Genomic DNA, 14,219 nt, shown 5'->3' on the forward strand with positions numbered 1-14,219 from the left:
GTTCGCGCGCCCGTGGCACGGCGTGCGTGAACCGGTGCACGCCGGATCGGCCCGATCAGCGTGATCGGACCGGCACGACCGTCAGGACTGTACGTCCCCGAATTCGCCGCGCACGCCGGCTTCGACGAGCGTCGGCAGTTCGTCCATCTTGCGCATGATCCGCGTGATGCCCATCGCGCGCAGCGCGTCCGCGTAGTTGTCGGGGATGTGGCTCGCACCGACGAACGCAATCGTCTTCATGCCCGCCGCGCGCGCGGCATTCAAACCCGACACGCTGTCCTCGACGACGATGCAGCGCTCTGGCGCGACGCCGAGCGTGTGCGCCGCGTGCAGGTAGACGTCGGGGTAGGGCTTCGGCCGCGCCACCTGTTCGGAGCTGAACACACGATCGCCGAAGATCTCGGTGAGCGACGCGCGCTTCAGCGAGCTGCGCACGCGCACGAGCCGGCTGTTCGACACGACGGCCACCGGCAGGCTCACCTTCAGCAACGCGTCGCGCACGCCGGTGATCGGCGCGAGCGACTGCGCCAGCGCGCTCTCGATGTTGTGCTCGATGATCTCGATGAAATTGGCGGGCATTTCGATCCCGAAGCGGGATTCGATTCCCGCCAGGAAGCGCGACGTCTGCTGGCCGAACGCCGACTTTGCGGCGGCTTCGAAATCGAGATTCGGGAACGTGGCGGACAGCGTGTCGAGCAACACGCGGTCGGCGATGACTTCGCTGTCGACGAGCACGCCGTCGCAGTCGCAGATGAGGTGATCGAGCATGGTGGTGAAAAGCGGGATGTCGGCAACGCAGATCAATTCGCCATCATACGTGCTTTCACGCGCATGCCGCGCGACGCTTCGGCAAATTTTCCCGATGCGGCCGCGCGCTCGCAACCTGTCGTCCAGGGGGCGGCAGATCGTTCGTCGGCGGCTCGCTTGCACGATTCGCCGCCGCTTGCCAGCGGTTGCGTTACAGCTCGATTACGCGCCCCGTTTTCCACGACGTCATCGCGGCCTCGGCCAGTTCGAGCGCGGCGAGCCCGTCATCGATCGTCGTCCTGACCGGTGTGCCGTCGCGCAGCGCGTCGACGAAGTGCGCGATCTCGGCCGCGTACGCATGCCGGTAGCGCTCGAGGAAGAACGGCTCCGGCACGTCCGTCGCGATGCCGCCCGCGAGCCACGCGCTCACCTCGGTCGGCCGCACGTTGCCGGCCTGCAGCATCCCGTTGCTGCCGAGCAGCTCGAAACGCTGGTCGTAGCCGTAGGCGGCGCGCCGCGACGTGTTGATCTGGCACAGCAGCCCGCGCCGCGTGCGGATCGTCACGGCGGTCGAATCGATGTCGCCTGCGTCGTGCACGGCCGGATCGGTCAGGCAACTGCCGGTCGCGTGCAGCGTCTGCGCTTCGTCGCCGAGGATCCAGCGGAACACGTCGAAATCGTGGATCAGCATGTCCTTGAAGATGCCGCCCGAACTGCGGATGTAGTCGACGGGCGGTGCACCCGGGTCGCGGCTCGTGACGATCAGCATTTCCGGTGCACCGATCTCGCCGCGCTCGACGCGCGCCTTCAGCGCGGCGAAGGTCGGGTCGAAGCGGCGCTGGAAGCCGATCATGCAAGTCACGCCGCTACGCCGGACGACGTCCGCGCAGCTGCGCGAGCGCTCGACGGTCAGGTCGACGGGCTTCTCGCAGAATACGGCCTTGCCCGCGTGCGCGGCCGCGACGATCAGGTCCGCATGCGTGTCGGTGCTCGATGCGATCACGACGGCGTGGATAGCCGGATCGCCGAGCGCACGCTCGACGTCGGCCACGTGCGCGCCGTGCGCGTGGGCCAGTGTTTCGGCTGACGGCGCGTGCCGGTCGACCACGTACGTCAGCTTCGCGCCCGGATGGCGCGCAAGATTCGCCGCGTGGATCTTGCCGATCCGTCCCGCGCCGAACAACGCGAATTCGATCATTCCGTTCTCCTGTTGATTTCGAAGTTTTCCGTTGGCACGCGGCTCGAGTCGGCCATGCACCGTGGCGGCGGTCATTGATCCGCCAGTTCGCCGCGAACGTAGTCGATGCTCGCCCGCAGCCGGTCTTCGATGTCGCCGGCTTCGGCGATCTCGTTCGCGAACGGCTCGAACGAGAACGCGCCGCGGTAGCCGCGCGCGAGCAGTTCGCGCAGTTGCCGGATATTGCCGAGCCGGTCGGCGCCGCCGACCAGCACGCGATGGCCGTCGCGCATCCGGTCGACCGGCAGGTCGTCTTCCTCGACGCCCGAGAGGTGCACGAGGCCCGTCAGGTTCGGGAAGAAGATGTCCTCGCCCGACAGGTGATGGTGGAACGTGTCGTGCACGAGCCGGAACACCTGCTCGCCCGCTGCGTCGTAGATGCCTTTCACCGCATCCGACTTGCGGCGCAGCGCGCATTCCTCGAAGCCGAGCGGCTCGATGAAACCGAGCAGGCCGCGCGCGTCGAGGATCGGCTTGAGCGCCTTCAGCGCCTTCACGAGATCGGCGTGGCGCACGTCCGCGCTGCGCGTGTCGCTCCGGCTGTTGGTCGGGCACAGCACCAGCGCACGCGCGCCGCATTGCGCCGCGTAGTCGGCCAGCACGGTCGCCTCGTCCGCGCGCTCGGCGTTCCATTGCTCGAAGCGCTGCAGCGCGTTGATCGTCAGGATCGTCACGCCGCCGGCTTCGACCGTCGCGCGCACGGCGGCGGCGGGCGTGCCATCGGCGATCTCGACACCGTCGAGATCGTTGCGGATCTCGATCGTGTCGACACCGAGACGCTTGCACAGCGCGATGTAACGGTCGAGCGGCAAGCGCGGCGCACTCATCCGGTTCAGCGAAAAATGGAAGGTTTGCGTCATCGTTCTGTCCTTGGGGTTCGAGTGGGGGCGAGGTTCGAATCAGGTGCCGGTGCGCGCGAGGTCGGCTGCCGGCTGGTTCGCCGGCGGCGCGGCGAGGGCATGCCACGTGTCGCGCAGCCAGTGCGCGCACGCGACGTTGTTGTCGAAGATCGAATAGCGCGCGCCGCCGCCGTAGTCGGGAAACGGGATGAACTCGCAGCTGATCTGTTCGACGTGCACCGGCTGTGCGTGGGCCTGCGCGCGCAGCAACTGCCGAAGCGCGGCCTTCCACGTGTCGAGCGCCGCCGCGTGCCATGCGCCGTGATAGGCGCCCGGCGCAGGCGCGACGAACGGATACTGGATGCCGCGCCCGGGCCTGCCGTCTGCGCGGCGCATCCATGGGTTGTCCGGATTGTTCGGGCTCACGCTGCGCGCATGCGCATGGCGGACCCAGCCGCGCGCGATCCAGTCGGTGTAGAGGGCGTCGGGCGATACAGGGTCGAGCAACCGGCGGCCGCCATCGGCCGCGTCGTGCATGCCCGATGCATCGAGTTCGGCGCGATTGCCGATCTTGAACAGCAGGTGCGAATGATCGAGCGTGATCCGGAACGGCACGCCGGCCTGTTCGACAAGCCGCGCGACGCGCGCGATGCGCGTGAAATCCTCGCTCCACATGTCGACGTGCACTTCGAGGCTCGGCAGGCAACCGGCCGGCTCGCCGCGCTCGTAAGTGCGCAGGTAGAAATCGGCAACCTCGCGGTCGGACAGCGGATGGCCGTCCGCGTGATGCGTGTACAGCTGGCAGTTGAGTACGGTGCTGCCGAAGCGCGCACCCGCGTCGACGATCTCGGCCACGTGTGCTTCGTCGCGGCCCGCGCACCAGATGCCGCCGATCACGCGAATCGGCAGCGCATGGCGTTCGACCAGCGCGAAATAAGGCGACAGGTCTTCGCCGCGCGCCGGGTTCATTTCGACGTAGTCGAATACACCGGCGCCGGCGACCCTCCGGAAGCGTTCGGGGGGCGCGGGCAACGGCAGGCCGTCGTGTTCGAGCACGCCGTCGAGGTTCACGCCGATGAGGATCGGTTCAGCCATCGTCTCCTGTCCGCCGTTGTCATGGGATTGGCTGCCCAATGTACGGAGGTGCGGCGCGGGCTGCATGACAAACGTTGACGAAAAATCGCCCATGCGGCGGTCGATTTTTTTACAACGCGGATGCGGCGCGACAGACGGCGCGACAGACGGTGCGACAGACGGTGCGACAGACGGTGCGGCAGACGGCGCGACAGACGGTGCGACAGACGGTGCGACAGACAGCGCAACAGACAGCGCGACAGACAGCGCACCAGGCGGCGGGATTCAGGCCGGCAGGTAGGCGCTCGTCCTCACGTTTGCCGGACAGAACACGCGGAATTCGACCGGGTCGGCTGGCGGCGGCTGTTCGACGATCCCGCACGCATGCAGCACGTGCTGCAGCGCGGAAATCACCTGGCCGTCCGGATCCTGGTCGATCGCGAGGTCCATCGCGCCGGCTTCGATGAAGGTGCGGTGCAGGTCGATCATCTCGTGGCCGATCCACACGACCCGGCCGGCCGCGCCGGTCTTGCGCAGCGCCGCTTCGATGCCGGCCGAGCCGGCGCCGCTGTTGTAGATCGCGACCACGTCGTCGTGCGCCTGCAGCGCCTTCGTCACGGCGCGGTAGCAGCGGTCGTCCTGGTCGAGCGTCTCGACCGGCTCGTCGTCGCAGCGGACGGCGGCGAATGCTTCGGCGAGCTGGTCGCGGCAGCCGGCCATCCGGTCGGCGTGCGCGCGGTAGCCCATGCGCCCGCCGAGCAGCAGCACGCGGCCGGGGCGTGCCGCCAGGCGGCCGATGTAGTAACCGGCCGTGCGCCCGGCCCGGTAGTTGTCGATGCCCGCGAAGTGCACGCGGTCGATGCCGCCGATGTCGGTGACCATCGTGACGACGGTCTCGCCGCGCGCGATCGCGCCGGCCAGCGCGTCGCGCACGCGGGCCGTGTCGCGCGCCGTGACGATCAGCGCCGCGCGCCGGTACGCGGGCCGTTCGATCAGCGCGGCGGCCCGCTCGTCGTCGGCGGCGGGCAGGATCGTCCGGTGCACGACCACGCGCCGGTCGAGCATCTGCAGCGAGCGCTGCAGCGCCAGCTGCAGCCGCCGGAAGAACGCCGCGTCGGTGTCCGGCAGCAGCACGTCGACGTGGATCAGCCCGTGCCGCGTGTCGGGCAACTGGCGCGGCACGCCGAGCTGCCGCGCGGCCGCGACCACGCGCTCGCGCGCCTGCGCCGACACGCTGCCGCGCTCGTTCAGTACGCGGTCGACGGTGGTCGTGCTGACCCCGGCGAGCGCCGCGATCTCGTCGAAGCGCGCGGTGCGCTTGCGCCAGCGCGGCCCGGATTCGCCTGCCATGGTTGTCTCCATCGTGGTGTCGCCATCGATGCGTGGCGATGCGAGGAACGCTAAAGCGATGACGAAATTTCGTCAACGTTTCGATTGAGCGGGGGCGGCCGCGGGCCTAATTTTGATTCCATGCCGAAGCGCTTGCCGCGCTTCCTACGGACAAGGAATCAAGGAGACGCACGTGGTTCATCTCGACAACCCCGCGCACGACCGCACGGCGGCGCGCCGTCACGAATACCGGATGATCGGTGGCGCCGGCGAGCGCGCGCACGCGGCCGGGCTCGTCAACGCCGAGTGGTACCGGTGCGCGGTGCCGCGGCCGCTGATGAAGCAGCTGATGCAGCGCGGCGACGCGCGCGCGATCCGCGACACGCTGCTCTGGTACGCGGCGATCGCGATCAGCGGCGTGCTCGCGTGGCTGGCGTGGCGCGCGCATTCGGCGTGGGTGATCCCCGCGTTCTTCGTGTACGGCACGCTCTACTGCAGCCCGGCCGACTCGCGCTGGCACGAATGCGGGCATGGCACCGCGTTCCGCACGCGCTGGATGAACGACGTGCTGTACCAGGTCGCGTCGTTCCAGGTGTTCCGCCGCGCGACGGCGTGGCGCTGGAGCCATGCGCGCCATCACACCGATACGCTGGTCGTCGGGCGCGATCCGGAAATCGCCGCGCCGAAGCCGACCGACTGGCGCTCGCTCGCGCTGAATATCGTCGCGCTGAAGCATGTGGCCGGCGAGCTGCGCAAGATGATTGCGATTGCGTTCACTGGCCGGCTCGACGACGAGGAGCGTACCTACGTGCCCGAATCGGAACGGCCGAAGGTGGTGCGTGAGTCTCGCATCCATCTCGCGGTCTATGCAATTGTGGTCGGTGCGTCGTGGTACTGGCACACGATCCTGCCGCTGCTCTACATCGGGCTGCCGAGCCTCTACGGCGCGTGGCTGTACCTGTATTTCGGCCTCACGCAGCACGCGGGCATGCCCGAGAACGTGCTCGATCACCGGCGCAACTGCCGGACCGTGATGATGAATCCCGTGTTCCGCTTCCTGTACTGGAACATGAACTATCACGTCGAGCACCACATGTTCCCGATGGTGCCGTTCCACGCGCTGCCGAAGCTGCACGAGGCCGTGAAGGCCGACATGCCGCCGCCGTACCGCAGCACGCTGGCCGCGTATGCGGAGATCGTGCCGGCGCTGGTCCGGCAGACGCGCGACCCGACCGATTACGTCGTGCGGCCCGTGCCGGATGCCGCGCGTGCGTGACCGATATCGACCCTTCCCACCCAGGAGACACGCAACATGACGCAATGGATCGACACCGGCGCGCTCGACGACATCGACGATGAAGACGTCGCGCGCTTCGATCATGCCGGCCACACGTACGCGATCTACCGCATCGACGGTGAAGTCTATGCGAGCGACGGCCTGTGTACGCACGAGCACGTGCATCTTGCGGACGGCCTCGTGATTGACCACGTGATCGAATGCCCGAAGCACAACGGGCGCTTCGACATACGCGACGGCCGTCCGCTGTCCGCACCTGCCTGCGAGAAGCTGCGCACGTACCGCGCGAAGATCGAAGAAGGCCGCATCCTGATCGAGGTGTGACGCGATGGCGAACGACCGGTTGATGGCGATCGTCGGTGCGGGCCACGCGGGCGGCCGTGCGGCGCAGGTGCTGCGCGAATCCGGCTGGGGCGGGCGGATCGTGCTGATCGGCGCGGAAGCGCACCTGCCTTATGAGCGGCCGCCGTTGTCGAAGGGGGTGCTGACCGGCGAACGCAGCGCGGCGCAGTGCCGGTTGCGCGATCCGGACGCATGGGCGGCCGATTGCATCGAGCCGGTCGTCGCGACGGTCGAGCGCATCGATCCTTGCGCACGCGAAGTGCGCGTGTCGGGCGAACGCGTATTCGGCTACGACGCGCTGCTGCTCGCGACCGGCGGCCGCGCGCGTCGCCTGGCGATCCCGGGTGCGACGCTCGACGGCGTGTTTGCGTTGCGCACGCTCGACGACGCGGCGGCGCTCGGCGCGCGGCTCGTGCCCGATGCGCGGGTCGTACTGATCGGCGGCGGCTTCATCGGTCTCGAAGTCGCGGCGTCGGCTCGACTGCGCGGCTGCCGCGTGACGGTGCTCGATGCGGCGTCGCGCCTGCTCGGGCGCGCGGTGCCGGAGACGATCGCGGCGCGCGTGCACGCGCTTCACGAACGGCAGGGCGTGGCGATTCGCATGAACCGGAAGCCGGTTGCGATCGAGCGCACGGCGCGCGGCGCGCTGGCCGTCGTGCTCGACGACGGCGACACGCTGATCGCCGACACGGTCGTCGCCGGCATCGGCATCGAGCCGGCCGACGAGCTGGCGCGCGATGCGGGCCTCGCAGTCGAGCGCGGCATCGTCGTGAACGCGCGGCTCGAGACTTCTGCGCGCGGCATCTACGCGGCCGGCGACGTCGCGGTGTTTCCGAGCCACCGGTCGGGGCGGCTAGTGCGTCAGGAGACGTGGCACGGCGCCGAGACCCAGGCGCGCGTCGCCGCGCGCAACATGCTCGGCGCCGACGAACCGTACCGCGCGATGCCGTGGTTCTGGTCGGATCAATACGACGCGCAGCTGCAAGTGGCCGGGGAGCCGGCGCTGGGCGAGCGGTCGGTCGCGCGCGTGCTCGGCGACGATGCGGAAATCCACTTCCATTTCGATGCGGATGGGCGGCTCGTCGCGGCGAGCGGCTTCGGCCACGCGTCGGGTTTCGTCAAGGAGATGCGGGTCGCGCGGATGCTGGTCGAGCGTGAGGCGGACGTGACGCCGACCGCAGTGGCGGACGTGAACGTGAAGCTGAAATCGCTGATCGGAGAGGCGGGCGGCAGGTAGCGAAACGATGCGAGCAATGTGAGCAATGCGCAACGGGCGCGAGCCACGGGCCGGGGGAACGAGTACGAAGGAGGGGAGAAGCGGCACGGGTGCGATACCCGTGCCGCCATGCCGGCGTGCCGGCGGTCACGTGCAAGAGCCTGTTCCCGAAGCGCGCGCGGGTTGATTGCCACGCGCTTCTTCACAGGCCCGCGTTCAGGCCATCGCGTGCAGGCGCAGGTACAGGCCGGCCGCCGCGGCGCCGCCCAGCAGCGGGCCGACGACGGGCACCCATGCGTAGCGCCAGTCGCTGTCGCGCTTGCCGGGGATCGGCAGCAGCGCGTGCATGATGCGCGGCGACAGGTCGCGTGCGGGGCTCATCGCATAGCCGGTCGGGCCGCCGAGCGAGATGCCGATGCCGAGCACGAGCAGGCCGACGGGCAGTGCGTCGAGCGCGCCGAGGCCGACCTGCGGCGATGCGAGGTACAGCACGCCGAGGATCAGCACGAACGTGCAGATCGCTTCGGTCAGCACGTTGTGCGTGACGCTGCGGATCGCGGGCGCCGTGCAGAACACCGCGAGCTTCAGGTCCGCATCGGCTTCCTTCGCGAAGTGCTGGCGATACGCGAGCCACACGAGCAAGGCGCCCGCCATCCCGCCGAGCATCTGCGCGAGGATGTAGCCGCCGACTTTCGACCACGCGAACTTGCCCGCGAGCGCGAGACTGATGGTGACGATCGGGTTCAGGTGTGCGCCGCTGAACGACGCGGTCACGTAGACGGCGACGAAAACGGCCATCGCCCAGCCCATCACGATCACGATCAGGTCCGCGCCTTTGCCCTTGGTCTTTGCAAGCAGCACGTTTGCGACCGCGCCGTTGCCGAGCAGCACGAGGATCGCTGTGCCGATGAACTCTGCAATATAAGGTGACATGGTTGTCTCTCGTATGTCATCGCGGACTCGCGCATTGCGCGGTCCGCCGGTGTTGTTGTATTTCGTCTGGATGTCTGAGGATTACTGGGTGTCGTCGGCCCATGCCTTCGCAGCACGCACCGCACGCTGCCAGCCCGACATGCAGCGTTCGACCTGCTCCTTCGGCATCGACGGCGAGAAGCGGCGATCGAGCTGCCACTGGTCGCGCACTTCGTCGAGGTTCTTCCAGTAGCCGATCGCGAGGCCCGCGAGATAGGCCGCGCCGAGCGCGGTCGTCTCGGTGATCTGCGGACGCACCGCGTCGACGCCGAGCAGGTCCGCCTGGAACTGCATCAGCAGGTCGTTCGCGCTCGCGCCGCCGTCCACGCGAAGCTCGCCGATGCTGATGCCCGAATCGGCTTCCATCGCGGCCAGCACGTCGAGCGACTGGTACGCGATCGAATCGAGCGCCGCGCGTGCGAGGTGCGCGGAGGTCGTGCCGCGCGTGACGCCGAACACCGAGCCGCGCGCCCGCGCGTTCCAGTGCGGTGCGCCGAGGCCCGCGAAGGCCGGCACGAGATAGACGCCGTCGGTATGCGGCACGCTCGCGGCGAGCGCTTCGATTTCAGCGGCCGACTTGATGATGCCGACGCCGTCGCGCAGCCATTGCACCACCGCGCCCGCGATGAAGATGCTGCCTTCGAGTGCGTACTGCACGTTGTCGCCGATCTGCCAGGCGATCGTCGTGACGAGGTTGTTCTTCGATTCGATCGGCTTGTCGCCGGTGTTCATCATCAGGAAGCAGCCGGTGCCGTAGGTGTTCTTCACCATGCCGGACTGCGTGCACATCTGGCCGAACAGCGCTGCCTGCTGGTCGCCCGCGATGCCCGCGAGCGGGATCTTCGATGCGAACACGGTGGTCTTCGTGTGGCCGTAGATTTCCGACGATGCCTTCACTTCCGGCAGCATGCTGCGCGGGATGTCGAGCAGTTCGAGCAGTTCGTTGTCCCACTCGCGCGTGTGGATGTTGAACAGCATCGTGCGCGACGCGTTCGTCACGTCGGTCACGTGCAGTTCGTGCTTCGTGAAGTTCCACACGAGCCAGCTGTCGACGGTGCCGAACGCGAGCTTGCCTTGTTTGGCCTTCTCGCGTGCGCCCGGCACGTTGTCGAGAATCCAGCGGATCTTGGTCCCTGAGAAGTACGAATCGATCGGCAGGCCGGTCTTCGCGCGCACCTTCGCCTCGAGGCCCTGGGCTTTCAGCGAATCGCAGAAGTCGGCCGTGCGGCGATCCTGCCAGACGATCGCGTTGTAGACGGGCTGGCCCGTCTCGCGATCCCAGACGATCGTGGTTTCACGCTGGTTGGTGATGCCGATCGCGGCGATCGACGTGCCGTTCAGGCCCGTCCGCGTGACGGCTTCGGCGGCGACGCCGGCTTGCGTCGACCAGATTTCCTGCGGGTCGTGCTCGACCCAGCCGGGTTGCGGGTAGATCTGCTCGAATTCCTTCTGGGCGATCGAAACGATATTGCCCTGGCGATCGAACAGCATCGCGCGGGAACTCGTGGTGCCCTGGTCAAGCGCGAGGATGTACTGATCCTGCATGTCTCTCATCTCCATCCGTGGATTTGGCTTAGTTGTGATGCGCGCCGCGTGGGGCGGCGCGTCGGTGAGTCAACGTCGGTACGGCAACTGCAACTGCATTCGGATCAGGCCTGCGGCGCGTGCGCGGCGGCAAACCACCCATCGACCGCGGCGGTCACCGCATCGAGCGTGCCGGGCGCCACATGCAGGCCGAGCTTCGAGCGGCGCCACAGCACGTCCTGCGCGCGGGTCGCCCATTCGGCGTCGCGCAGGTAGTGCAGTTCGGCGTCGTAGATGCCCGGCGCGATTTCGGTGCCGAGATCGGCGAGCGACTTCGCGCCGTCGATCACGCGCTCCGCGCGCGTGCCGTATGCACGGGCATAGCGGCGGGCGAGCGCGGCGGGCAGCCATGCATGGCGTTTGGCGAACGTGTCGGCGAATGCATCGAACTTCGCGTTCGCGATGTCGCCGCCCGGCAGCGCGACGCCGGCCGTCCAGGTCTTCGCGTCGCGGCCGAGCACGCTGCACAGCATGTCGCTGGCTTCTTCCGCGAGCTTGCGGAACGTCGTGATCTTGCCGCCGAACACCGACAGCAGTGGGGCGCCCGCGCCGTCGTCCAGCTCGAGGCGGTAGTCGCGCGTGACGGCCGATGCGTTCGCGGCGTTCTCGTCTTCCAGCAGCGGGCGCACGCCCGAGTAGGTCCAGTGCACGTCGGCCGGCGAGATCTTGCGCTTGAAGTAGCGGTTGATCGAGTCGCACAGGTACTGCGTTTCGTCGCGATCGATCGCGACCTTCGCGGGATCGTTCGTGTATTCCACGTCGGTCGTGCCGATCAGCGTGAAATCGTGTTCGTACGGAATCGCGAAGATGATCCGCTTGTCCGGGTTCTGGAAGATGTACGCGTGGTCGTGATCGAACAGGCGCCGCGTGATGATGTGGCTGCCCTTCACGAGCCGCACGCTGTGGTGCGCGCCGCGGCCGAGCGCGCCTTTCAGCACTTCGCCGACCCACGGGCCGGCCGCGTTCGCGATCGCGCGCGCATGCACGACGCGGATCGAACCGTCGGCGTGCTGCAGCCGCGCTTCCCATTCGTCGCCGCGACGTTCGGCGGACACCAGCTTCGTGCGCGTCAGGATCTCGGCGCCACGCTCCTTCGCATCCATCGCGTTCAGCACGACGAGGCGCGCGTCGTCGACCCAGCCGTCCGAATAGACGAAGCCGCGCTTGATCGAATCGATCAGCGGCGCGCCGGCCGCATGGCGGCGCATGTCGATGCCGCGCGAGCCGGGCAGCAGTTCGCGTTTCGCGAGGTGATCGTAAAGGAACAGGCCGATGCGGATCAGCCAGGCCGGACGCAGGTTCGGCATGTGTGGCATCACGAAGCGCAGCGGCCACATGATGTGCGGCGCCGCGCGCAGCAGCGTCTCGCGCTCCTGCAGCGCCTTGCGCACGAGCCCGAACTCGTTGTACTCGAGGTAACGCAGGCCGCCGTGAATCAGCTTCGTGCTGGACGACGACGTGTGCGACGCGAGATCGTCCTGCTCGCAGAGCATGACCGACAGGCCGCGGCCGGCCGCATCGCGCGCGATGCCCGCGCCGTTGATGCCGCCGCCGACGACGAGCAGATCGTAGCGATTCGGTTGGGTCACCTGCTGTCCTTATCGTCTGAGGGAAATGGGTGAACAGAAAATGTTCGAATTCGAAATTTAACGAACGAAATCGAAAAAGTAAAGTTCGAAAAAGCGGGGCCAGTAGCGCACGGCGCGATCCCGGACGATACTGGCGGAATCGACCGTTTCGCGAGGTGAATCATGCGTATTGGGATGTGGGCCGGCGTGTGCGCCGTCCTTCTGGCGGGGTGCAGTGCCGGCACGCCGCCGCTTGCCGGCAACTGGCGGGCGCCGTCGTTCGTCGACCTGCAGACGTCGTGCGGCGGCACGGCGCGCGACTGGGGCGCGGACGCGCAGCCGGTCTATTCGACGCTGTACGACGCGTACGTGGCGAAGCGGTATCGCGGGCTGACCGAAGCGAACTATTGTGCGTTCGTAAACGAACTTTCGACGCACTATGCGGCGCCCGACGCGGCGGCGCGTGCCGGCTGGATCGCGTATTTCAACGGTGCGCGCGCGCAGGCCATCAGCTGGCGGGCGGCGGTCGATCCGACGCTGCGCGGCGGCTGAAGCAGGCTGCGGCGGGGCGGCGAACGGGAAGCGGAAACGACCGCGCGGCCCGGAATCCGGGCGGCGCGGTCAGGTCAGGAACGGTGTGGTTTTACGAATAGCGGTATTTGATGGATCGCAGCGCGGCGTCGCCGGTTTCGGTCACGCAGTATTTGCGCCCCGATCCGAGCCCTTCCAGGCGAACGAGCTGCTGTTCCAGCAGTGCGTCGATTTCGTCCCGATCCATATGGGTTTGATCGGGAGCGTCCTTCACAAGCAATAGCGTGGCGAATTCATGCGGACTCAGCATCGTTCTCTCCATGGCGACCAGTCAGCCCGCGCGGCCGGCGTAAAAGCCGACGCGCGATACCCATCGGGGTATGGCTTGGGGGGAAAAGCTGCATGCGCCGGCCATGCCATTCGTCCGCGCCCTGGCACAGGCGGAACGGTCGAAACGGGCCGGGGAACTGGAGTCTAGTCGAGCACGCAGGCAACGACAAATCGTGCCCCGTTAATTTTCCCTTTGACAGCCGAGCCGCGCGCAAGCGGTTTGCTTGCGACGCCAACTTCTTGATTTCACTTGAAGTTTTGGGTGCGGCGCAGCATCGGCGCCGTCACTCCGCGACGTACACCTGAGTGCCGGCGGCTGCCACGGCATCGGCCATCTCGGGCGGCAGCGGCTTGTCGGTGAAAAGTGCGTGCACCTGACTCAGATGGCCCTGGCGTACCAGCGCGGGGCGGCCGACCTTCGAGTGGTCTGCGACGAGATAGACCGTGCGCGCATGCTGCATGATCGCCTCGGCCACGCGCACCTCGCGCGTGTCGAAGTCGCGCAGCGTGCCGTCGGCCTCGATCGCCGACGTGCCGATGATCGCGTAGTCGACCTTGAACTGGCGGATGAAGTCGATCGCGAGTTCGCCGACGATCCCCTTGTCCCACGGCCGCACGATGCCGCCCGTGATCAGCACCTCGCAGTCGGGGTAGCCACTCATCATCGACGCGACGTTCAGGTTGTTCGTGATCACGTGCAGCCCGTGGTGACGGTTCAGCGCGCGCGCGACTTCCTCGGTGGTCGTGCCGAGATTGATGAACAGCGATGCCTGGTCGGGAATGTGCGACGCCGCGAGCGCCGCGATGCGCCGCTTCTCGTCGTGGAACATCCGCTGGCGCGCCGTGTACGACACGTTCTCCGAGCTGGTCGGCAGGCTCGCGCCGCCGTGGTAGCGGCGCAGCAGGTTCAGGTCGGCGAGCCAGTTCACGTCGCGGCGGATCGTCTGCGGCGTCACCGCGAAGTGCGCGGCGAGATCGTCGACGGTCACGAAACCGTCGCGCTGCACCCATTCGAGCAATTCCTGCTGGCGCGCGTTGAGGGTGAGGCGGGGATCTCGGGTCATGGCTCGATGGTCGTGTCGTGAGACGGAGCGGGTATTGTAAGGGCGGCAACGGCGTTAGGCCGGCCTGGCCGGCATGGTCGCCGGATATT

Annotated in this window: 14 protein-coding genes; 4 read left to right on the plus strand and 10 right to left on the minus strand. The window is 67.7% G+C overall.

Annotated features, from left to right (window positions below; genetic code table 11):
- Positions 1-81 precede the first annotated feature (81 nt).
- The 5 genes from LGN19_RS19215 to LGN19_RS19235 all read right to left on the minus strand — a co-directional run bounded on the left by LGN19_RS19215 (position 82) and on the right by LGN19_RS19235 (position 5,247).
- Positions 82-768: an HAD family hydrolase gene (locus LGN19_RS19215; RefSeq protein WP_122946215.1), complete on the minus strand. Its 687-nt coding sequence runs from the start codon at positions 766-768 to the stop codon at positions 82-84.
- Positions 769-958: 190 nt separating this feature from the next.
- On the minus strand, positions 959-1,945 hold the full coding sequence (gene iolG, locus LGN19_RS19220) for an inositol 2-dehydrogenase (RefSeq protein WP_226216602.1): 987 nt from the start codon (positions 1,943-1,945) through the stop codon (positions 959-961).
- Positions 1,946-2,016: 71 nt separating this feature from the next.
- Positions 2,017-2,844 carry a TIM barrel protein gene (locus tag LGN19_RS19225; RefSeq protein WP_226216604.1) on the minus strand — a complete coding sequence of 276 codons (828 nt, stop codon included), beginning with the start codon at positions 2,842-2,844 and terminating at the stop codon, positions 2,017-2,019.
- Positions 2,845-2,883: 39 nt separating this feature from the next.
- Positions 2,884-3,918, minus strand: a complete 1,035-nt coding sequence (locus tag LGN19_RS19230; protein WP_226216606.1) for a xylose isomerase — start codon at positions 3,916-3,918, stop codon at positions 2,884-2,886.
- Positions 3,919-4,182: 264 nt separating this feature from the next.
- Positions 4,183-5,247: a LacI family DNA-binding transcriptional regulator gene (locus LGN19_RS19235; protein WP_226216608.1), complete on the minus strand. Its 1,065-nt coding sequence runs from the start codon at positions 5,245-5,247 to the stop codon at positions 4,183-4,185.
- A gap of 232 nt (positions 5,248-5,479) precedes the next feature.
- Here LGN19_RS19235 and LGN19_RS19240 point away from each other — a divergent pair, with 232 nt between their 5' ends.
- From LGN19_RS19240 to LGN19_RS19250, 3 genes are read left to right on the plus strand one after another with little or no spacing between them, the layout of a single operon-like run.
- A complete protein-coding gene (locus tag LGN19_RS19240; protein WP_264173126.1) occupies positions 5,480-6,502 on the plus strand; it encodes a fatty acid desaturase family protein in 1,023 nt (340 codons plus the stop codon).
- A 36-nt stretch (positions 6,503-6,538) separates the two neighbouring features.
- Positions 6,539-6,847, plus strand: a complete 309-nt coding sequence (locus tag LGN19_RS19245) for a non-heme iron oxygenase ferredoxin subunit (protein WP_226216611.1) — start codon at positions 6,539-6,541, stop codon at positions 6,845-6,847.
- A 4-nt stretch (positions 6,848-6,851) separates the two neighbouring features.
- The gene (locus LGN19_RS19250; protein ID WP_226216613.1) at positions 6,852-8,102 is read left to right on the plus strand and encodes an NAD(P)/FAD-dependent oxidoreductase; all 1,251 of its coding nucleotides are present in this window, start codon (positions 6,852-6,854) and stop codon (positions 8,100-8,102) included.
- Positions 8,103-8,297: 195 nt separating this feature from the next.
- Here LGN19_RS19250 and LGN19_RS19255 read toward each other — a convergent pair whose 3' ends face one another.
- The 3 genes from LGN19_RS19255 to glpD all read right to left on the minus strand — a co-directional run bounded on the left by LGN19_RS19255 (position 8,298) and on the right by glpD (position 12,226).
- Positions 8,298-9,014 (minus strand): MIP/aquaporin family protein, encoded by a 717-nt coding sequence (locus LGN19_RS19255; RefSeq protein ID WP_011353113.1) that lies wholly within the window; start codon positions 9,012-9,014, stop codon positions 8,298-8,300.
- An 81-nt stretch (positions 9,015-9,095) separates the two neighbouring features.
- On the minus strand, positions 9,096-10,598 hold the full coding sequence (glpK, locus tag LGN19_RS19260; RefSeq protein WP_226216615.1) for a glycerol kinase GlpK: 1,503 nt from the start codon (positions 10,596-10,598) through the stop codon (positions 9,096-9,098).
- Between the two features lie 104 nt (positions 10,599-10,702).
- Positions 10,703-12,226 carry a glycerol-3-phosphate dehydrogenase gene (gene glpD / locus LGN19_RS19265; protein ID WP_226216618.1) on the minus strand — a complete coding sequence of 508 codons (1,524 nt, stop codon included), beginning with the start codon at positions 12,224-12,226 and terminating at the stop codon, positions 10,703-10,705.
- A 162-nt stretch (positions 12,227-12,388) separates the two neighbouring features.
- On the opposite strand from glpD, the gene LGN19_RS19270 reads away from it, so the two are divergent.
- Positions 12,389-12,757, plus strand: coding sequence for a hypothetical protein (locus LGN19_RS19270; protein ID WP_164462622.1), 369 nt, complete (start codon positions 12,389-12,391; stop codon positions 12,755-12,757).
- Positions 12,758-12,848: 91 nt separating this feature from the next.
- Here LGN19_RS19270 and LGN19_RS19275 read toward each other — a convergent pair whose 3' ends face one another.
- The gene (locus tag LGN19_RS19275) at positions 12,849-13,046 is read right to left on the minus strand and encodes a hypothetical protein (RefSeq protein ID WP_011353109.1); all 198 of its coding nucleotides are present in this window, start codon (positions 13,044-13,046) and stop codon (positions 12,849-12,851) included.
- Positions 13,047-13,350: 304 nt separating this feature from the next.
- Complete coding sequence (locus tag LGN19_RS19280) at positions 13,351-14,130, minus strand: DeoR/GlpR family DNA-binding transcription regulator (RefSeq protein WP_048025981.1); 780 nt, start codon at positions 14,128-14,130, stop codon at positions 13,351-13,353.
- Positions 14,131-14,219 lie beyond the last annotated feature (89 nt).

Origin of the sequence: Burkholderia sp. AU30198, from assembly GCF_020419825.1 — a bacterium.
Taxonomy (GTDB): Bacteria; Pseudomonadota; Gammaproteobacteria; order Burkholderiales; family Burkholderiaceae; genus Burkholderia.